Source organism: Streptomyces hirsutus (assembly GCF_001418415.1).
GTDB classification, from domain to species: domain Bacteria; phylum Actinomycetota; class Actinomycetes; order Streptomycetales; family Streptomycetaceae; genus Streptomyces; species Streptomyces hirsutus.
In genome coordinates this window covers 1-7,260 of record NZ_LIQT01000439.1, presented here as the reverse complement: position 1 = coordinate 7,260, position 7,260 = coordinate 1, and the positions used below count along the sequence as shown (strand labels likewise).

Annotated in this window: 4 protein-coding genes and 1 pseudogene; 4 read left to right on the top strand and 1 reads right to left on the bottom strand. The window is 73.0% G+C overall.

Annotated features, from left to right (window positions below; translation table 11 throughout):
• The 3 genes and pseudogenes from AOK11_RS29605 to AOK11_RS29595 form a co-directional block, all read left to right on the top strand.
• Positions 1-717: pseudogene (locus tag AOK11_RS29605) on the top strand (hypothetical protein); the annotation flags it as partial.
• Entirely contained in the window at positions 714-1,424 is a 711-nt protein-coding gene (locus AOK11_RS29600) for a Pvc16 family protein (RefSeq protein WP_055596787.1), read from the top strand. The pseudogene AOK11_RS29605 and the gene AOK11_RS29600, both read left to right, overlap by 4 nt.
• 23 nt (positions 1,425-1,447) lie before the next feature.
• Complete coding sequence (locus AOK11_RS29595) at positions 1,448-3,535, top strand: AAA family ATPase (protein ID WP_055596789.1); 2,088 nt, start codon at positions 1,448-1,450, stop codon at positions 3,533-3,535.
• Positions 3,536-3,562: 27 nt separating this feature from the next.
• Here the strand turns inward: AOK11_RS29595 and AOK11_RS46875 are convergent, their stop codons facing one another.
• The gene (locus AOK11_RS46875; RefSeq protein ID WP_055596786.1) at positions 3,563-5,620 is read right to left on the bottom strand and encodes an eCIS core domain-containing protein; all 2,058 of its coding nucleotides are present in this window, start codon (positions 5,618-5,620) and stop codon (positions 3,563-3,565) included.
• Positions 5,621-5,866: 246 nt separating this feature from the next.
• Here AOK11_RS46875 and AOK11_RS29585 point away from each other — a divergent pair.
• A partial coding sequence (locus tag AOK11_RS29585) for a phage tail sheath family protein (RefSeq protein ID WP_055596785.1) occupies positions 5,867-7,260 on the top strand: 1,394 nt, incomplete at its 3' end.

The window sequence follows — 7,260 nt, the reverse complement described above, 5'->3', positions numbered from 1 at the left end:
ACGCCGACGCCGACGCCGACACCGACGGCAACGCCGACACCCACCGTGCCCGCCGGGCCGCCCGCGCCCGACGCCGGACCCGGAGTGAAGGTCACCGCCCAGCCCAACCCGGGCTACGTCGGCGGACGCGTCGTGGTGACCTACACCGTCCGCAACGGCCGCAACGCACTCGCGACCGGGCTGCGGCTGCACATCGGCCTGCCCAAGGGCATCCCGCACAACGGGCCGCCGGAGGGCTGCGACAAGTCCTGGGTGTGCGCGCTGCCCGACCTGAAGCCGCGCGCGAACACCGTCGTCCGGGTCGTCCTCAGCCCGAACAAGGCGCTGACCGGCCGCGTCACCGGCGAGCTCACCACCACCGGCACGGACGCCGACAAGGGCGACAACACCGCCTGGCAGCGGCTGCGGATCCTCCAGCCGCGCATCGTCGCGGTGCCGGACATCGGCAAGCCCGGCTTCGTCACCTCCGTGCGCGGCAAGGACTTCCCGCCGGGTGTGCCGGTGAGGTTCACCTGGAAGCCGGGGATCACCGCGGCGGCGCCGCCGACCGTCCCCGGTCCCGACGGCACGTTCATCGGCCAGCTGCTCATCCTCGCCAAGGACCAGACCGGACCGCGCGTCGTCACCGCCAAGGGCCGCGGGTTCTCGCCGGTGACGACCGACTTCCTGGTGGTGAGCGGGACCATCCAGCCGCCCGACGAGGTGACCCGCCGGTGATCCACGAGGTCGACGAGGGGCTGCGCCGGCTGCTCGGCGAGTCCGGCCTGGAGGCGTCGGGCGTCGAGGTGGTCTTCGACGCCCCCACCCGGGACTGGGCCGCGCGCCGCAGCGCCCCCACCGTCTGCGTCTTCCTCTACGACATCCGGGAGGACGCCACCCGGCGCGGCAGCGGCGCCGGTGAGGTGTACGACACCGACGGCCACCTGGTGGCGCGGCGCACCCCGCCGCGCTGGTTCGAGCTGACGTACCTGGTCACGGCGTGGGCGAGCCGCCCGCAGGACGAACACCTCCTGCTCTCCCAGGTGTTGGCGACCCTGGTGGCCGGCGACACGCTGCCCGCCCGCCTGCTCACCGGCACCCTCGCCGACCTCGGCCTGCCGGTGGCACTGGACGCCGGCGGGACCGGGCTCGACGCACCGGCCGCCGCCGACGTGTGGTCGGCGCTCGGCGGCGAGCTGAAGGCCTCGCTCCAGGTACGGGTACGGGCGCCGCTTGCCGGCGTGACCAGGGAGGCCGCACCGCCGGTCACCGAAGGCCTCGTCGTGCGCTCCGCCGCCCGCAGCGAGGGCGGGGAGGCGATGCCGGGCCGCCGGCTGCGCTACAAGGAGGCGACCGACCCGGGCCCGGACGGCGGCTTCGCCGGCCCGCGGGAACGGGGCCCCGCCCCCGCCCGTCGCCGCCGCAGAGGGGACCGCCAGCCGTGACGCACACCGCCGAACCCGTCGCCGTGGCCGACCGTGCGTCCATCGACTCCGAATCCGTGCCCACCGACGTGGGACATCTGTGGGCGCGGCTCCAGTTGGTCGAGGAACGGGTACGGCACGCCGTGGCCGTCCGTCGCGCCGCCGACCCCGATCCCGACGACCCGTACCGCGGCCAGTACCTCACCCCCGACGCCGTCGCCCGCATCCTGGACGAGCCGGGCGGCCTCGACGTACCCGCGCACGAGCCCTGGCAGTCGCCCGCCGGTTCCGTCCTCGACGGCCTTGCCCGGCGGTTCGGGCTGTCCCCACTGGACCTGGACCTGCTCCTGGTCGCGGTGGCACCCGACCTCGACGCACGGTTCGAGCGGCTCTACGGCTACCTCAACGACGACCTGACCCGCCGTCGGCCCACGGTCGGTCTCGCCCTGGAACTGTGCGGGCTGGGCGGGACGGCAGCCGCCCGGTTCCGGCTCGCTCCCGGAGCACCGCTGATCGCGGGGGGCCTGGTGGAGGTCACCGAGCCCGAACGGCCGCCGCTGTCAAGGGTGTTGGCGGTGCCCGACCGGGTCACCGGGCATCTGCTGGGCAGCGCCCGGCCCGACGCCCGGCTCGCCGGGGTGCTCGGCGAGGCCCGCGAGGACCCGACAGCCGAGACGCCGGACGTCCACCGGACGGCGGCCGCTGCCGGGACCGGCGTCGGTCTCGTCCATCTGCGCAGCCGGGGTGGCGACGCGGCGGGGCTGGCCACCGCCGCCCTGAGCGCGGCCGGGCTGCGCCCGCTCGTCCTGGACGCGATGGCGCTCGCCCGCCGCCCCGGCGACGTACCGGAACTCGCCCGGATCGCCGCCCTCGAAGCCCGCCTGACCGGCGCCGGAGTCGTCCTCGGCCCCCTGGAGGCGCTACCCGGCGAGCCCGCCGAACGGGCCCGCACGCTCGGGGCGTTGTGCGCGGCGCTGCGGGGCGTCCCCCTGTTCACGCACGGCACCGTCGGCTGGGCCCCGGAGTGGGCGGCCGACACCCCCGTCGTCCTGACCGTGCCGGCGCCTTCGCCCGAACGGCAGGCCGCGCGCTGGCGGTACGCCCTCGGCCACGCCGCGGGTGACGGCTTTGCGACCGGCGACGTGGAAGCGCTCGCCGAGGCTGTGGCCGCGCACCGCCTGGACTCCGGGCAGTTGCATCGCGCCGCCGACGTGGCGGTGCGCACGGCTGCCCTCGCGGGCCGCCCGGTCCGCCCTGACGACCTGCGCACCGCCGTACGGGCCCAGAACGGCGCGGGGCTCGACCGGCTCGCCCGCCGGGTGGAGCCGGGCGTCGGCTGGGACGACCTGGTGCTGCCGCCCACCACGGACCGGCGGCTGCGCGAACTCGCGCTGCGCGCCCGCCACCGCGAGCAGGTGCTCGGGCAGTGGGGGATGCGGCCCGGCGGTGGCCGGGGGCGCGGCGTGATCGCGCTGTTCGCCGGCGAGTCGGGCACCGGCAAGACCATGTCCGCCGAGGTCGTCGCAGCCGACCTGGGCATGGACCTGTACGTGGTGGACCTGTCCACAGTTGTGGACAAGTACATCGGGGAGACCGAGAAGAACCTGGAGCGGATCTTCACCGAAGCCTCCGCGGTCAACGCGGTGCTGCTCTTCGACGAGGCCGACGCGATCTTCGGCAAGCGCTCGGAGGTGAAGGACGCGCACGACCGGCACGCCAACATCGAGTCGGCGTATCTGCTGCAGCGCATGGAGTCGTTCGACGGGATCGCGGTGCTGACCACCAACCTGCGGGCCAACCTGGACGAGGCGTTCACCCGCCGCCTCGACGTGGTGGCCGACTTCCCGATGCCCGACTCCGGCCAACGCCTCGCCCTGTGGGAACGCTGCCTGGGCGACCGGCTGCCCCGCGCCGCCGGCCTGGACCTCGCCTTCTGCGCCGACCGCTTCGAACTCGCCGGCGGCTCCATCCGCGCCTGCACGGTGACCGCGGCCTACCTCGCGGCCGAGTCCGCCGGCCCGCTCACCATGCGGCAGCTGGTGACGGCGATCGCCCAGGAGTACCGCAAGCTCGGACGGCTGGTCCTGGAGAGCGAGTTCGGGCCGTATCTGGCGGCGGTGACCGGGGCCTGAGGGGCGGGCGGGCCGTGCCCGGCCCTCTCACTCCTCCTGGAGATCCCTGATGAACCGGTGCTTTTCGGCGGCGCTGACATCGGGGTCGTTGAGCAGATGACCCGCGGAGCGTTCCTCTACCACCACGTGGTGGACGTCGTTCTCGACGGTGACCGGTACGCGGTTGCTGGCACGCGGATGGAAGTGCCGGAGCTCACTGGTGGACGCGCCCTCCGCGTCCAGCACGGGGGAGGAGTGGTCGTTCTCCGTGTTCTTCTTTCTCACCCCCAGCTGCTGCCTGCCCGCGACCAGCCGGGTGTTCAGGGCCTCGACCAGACCGGCGAGATCGACCTTGACACCTTTGGTGACCATCGCGCCGCCCTTCTCGGCGGCCCGAGTGGCCCCGCGGTTCAGCACGTCCAGCGTGCCGCCCTCCTGCAGCCACGCGAGCAGGCCGGCCGCTTCGTCGTCGCTGAGAACGGTCATCGCGACATCCTGCGGGCTCACCTTCAGCATCACATGGAAACGCTGCTTGTCCACATCCCGTTCCTCGCCCTTCTTGATGCGGTACAGGGCGTACATCGCTTCCTGGAAAAGGACCTGCGTGAGCAATGAGACGACGTTGGGGCGGCCTTTCACCCTCTCGTCGGCGATGCCGTTGGCCGCCGTACGGGCCGCCTCGAACAGCTGCTTCTGGCTCTTTTCGTGGAACAGTCCGGCGAAGTCGCCCCGGACACCGCCCGCCGGCTGTCCGGTCGACGCCGTGACACTGCCGCCCCGGCCGCGACCGCGCCCGGCCGCCGGGGAGGCGCCCCGTCCGCGCCCGGCCGGGGAGACACCCCGTCCACCACCCCGGCCACGGTTCGCCGGTGCCTCGGCCGGTGGCGGGGCGGCGCCCACCTTGGCGTAGGGGAGGGAGATGTTGGTCTGGATGTTCTGGTTGATCTTCCCCGTCCGCAGGGTTTTCACCTTTCTGCCCGTTCCGGTCATCTCCAGCTCGTACGATCCCGGATCGCTGCCGAGGGCCTTGTTGTAGCCGTCGATGACTTCCTCAAGCGCGACCGACTTCCCGGCCACTTTCGCGAACTGAGCGAGGAGTTGCTCCCTGGCCTTCTGGTGAGAAGCCCGCATGTACTCGTCGCGCGGCAGCGGGCCGTAGATCAGCTCGATGCTCGGCACACCGCGGTCCGTCCCCTCGACCTCAAGCTTGATCACGGGCAGCCCCAACTCTTTCGCCTGGGACTCAGCCAGCACGTCGCCGTTCTTGAGCGTGGCGACGGGCCTGCCCTTGCTCTTGGAGCTGCTGCCCTGACCCTCCGGGGAGACCTCTTCGAGCGGGACGGTGATCTCGATCTCCAGCCCCACCCGCTTCGCATCCGAGATCTGCTGGGGCTGCGGTCGGCCGTCCGCCGGGACCACGGGCGCCTGTTCCGCGGTCGTCGCCTCCTCGGTCACGTCCGTCACCATGCGCTGGACGACGCCCACATGACTATGTCCCGTCGAGTGCGCGGACTCGGCCTCCCGCTGAACGGGTGCCGGACCTGACAGCACCCGTCTGGCGTTCGCCTCCGCCGCCCGTTCGAAGTGGTCGGACGGGTCGGAGATCCTCAGGCCCGTGCCGTGGTCGGTGCCCGAGACCGGGCCCTGGCGCTGCTGGACGACATGGGTGAGCTCGTGGGCGAGGGTGTGCTTGTCGCCGCCGCCGCCGATCACGACATGGCTGCCCGAGGTGTACGCGCGCGCCCCGATGGCCTGGGCCGAACGGGCGGCCGCGGCTCCGGTGTGCAGTCGTACGTCGGAGAAGTCGGTCCGGAAGCGGGACTCCATGTCCCGGCGTACCGGCGCCGCGAGGGGTTTGCCGGCCGAACGCAGCACCTCGTGAACTCCGGGGTCCGGCTGCTCCACGACGGGTCCGGGGCGGGCGCGGCGAGCGATCATCGCGGTCACCGCGGCGTTGCCCGCGCCGCGCTGCGCCGCCCGGAGGACGTCGGCGGTGAGCGGCGGCGGTACGGCGGGGCTGCCGGAGGTCTCCTGGCGGGCGGCGGCCGGGCCGCGCGTGGCCTGCCGGTTCTCGTGCCGCTCTGCGTGCGCCTCGGACGTCCGCACTTCGTTGCCTCCTCGTCGGCGCAGCCCTCCTGCGACCCCCAGTGGACCGCCCGGGCGAACGGGAAGTCCAGGTCTGTACGGGCAGAACGAGGGCAAGTCCGGGCGGCGGCGGGGCGGTTCACGGAGCGGCGAAGGGCAGTGATCTTGCCCCTGGCCAGGTCCCCGCGTCCCTGTCGTCCCGGCGGACCCCCGCGCAGACTCGCCCTGGACACATGTCACCGACCCGTAGGACGCGAAGGAGCGAGTATGCCGACGTACCTCACCCCGGGCGTGTACGTGGAGGAGGTGCAGTCCGGTGCCCGACCGATCGAAGGGGTCGGCACCGCCGTCGCCGCGTTCGTCGGGTTCGCCGAGAACGGCCCGTTCCACACGCCGACGCTGGTCACCAGTTGGGACCAGTACACCCAGACGTTCGGCGGCTTCACCGAGGGCACCTACCTGCCCCTCTCGGTCCACGGTTACTTCGCCAACGGCGGCGGCGCCGCGTACATCGTGCGGATCGGCGGCCAGGCCGAGGACGCCGCTGCCCCGTCGGTCGACGGCGGTCGGCGCGGCAACGTGGCCGCGGAGCCGGTGGCCTTCGGCGGTTTCCTCGTCGCCGCCAAGCCGGGCGTCACCGGGATATCGGTCGAGGTCGCCGACGCGGACGGCGAGAACCCGCCGGAGGACCGCTTCAAGGTCTTGGTCCGCCAGGGCGACCAGGTCGCGGAGACGTACGAGGCCTCCACCCGCAAGAACGTCAAGGGGTACCTGGTCAACCAGGCCCGCGCCTCCAAGCTGATCCAGGTCACCGAGCAGCAGGGCGCCGCCCAGAGCAGGCCCGCCACCCAGACCCTTGCCGTGCCCGACGCCCCGGCCGCGCCCGCCGCGAACGGCGCCGGCGAGGTGGCCCGTCTCAACCCGGCGGAGTACGTCGGCGACGCCGCCGCTCGCACCGGGTTCGGCGGCCTGGAGACCATCGACGAGATCACCATGGTCGCCGTGCCGGACCTGATGAGCGCCTACCAGCGTGGCGACATCGACGCCGAGGGCGTGCGCACCGTGCAGCTCGCGGTGATCTCGCACTGCGAGCAGATGGGCGACCGGGTCGCCGTCCTGGACACCCCGCCCGGTCTGGGCGCCCAGCAGGTGCGCACCTGGCGCAACGACGAGGCGGGCTACGACTCCCGCTACGCCACCCTCTACTACCCCTGGGTCCGCGTCTTCGATCCGGCCACCGGGCGCAACACCACCGTCCCGCCGAGCGGCCACATCGCCGGCGTCTGGGCGCGCAGTGACGGCGAGCGCGGGGTGCACAAGGCGCCCGCCAACGAGGTGATCCGCGGCGCGGTGGACCTCGAAATCCGGCTCAGCAAGGGCGAGCAGGACCTGCTCAACCCGATTGGTGTCAACTGCGTACGGGCCTTCCCCGGCCGCGGCATCCGCATCTGGGGCGCCCGTACCCTCTCCTCCGACCCGGCCTGGCGCTATCTGAACGTGCGCCGCCTCTTCAACTACCTCGAAGAGTCCATCCTGTTGGGCACCCAGTGGGTGGTCTTCGAGCCGAATGACGACCGGCTGTGGTCGAGCATCCGGCGTAACGTCACCGCGTTCCTCACCGAGGAATGGCGCCGGGGTGCGCTGTTCGGCCGTACGGCCGA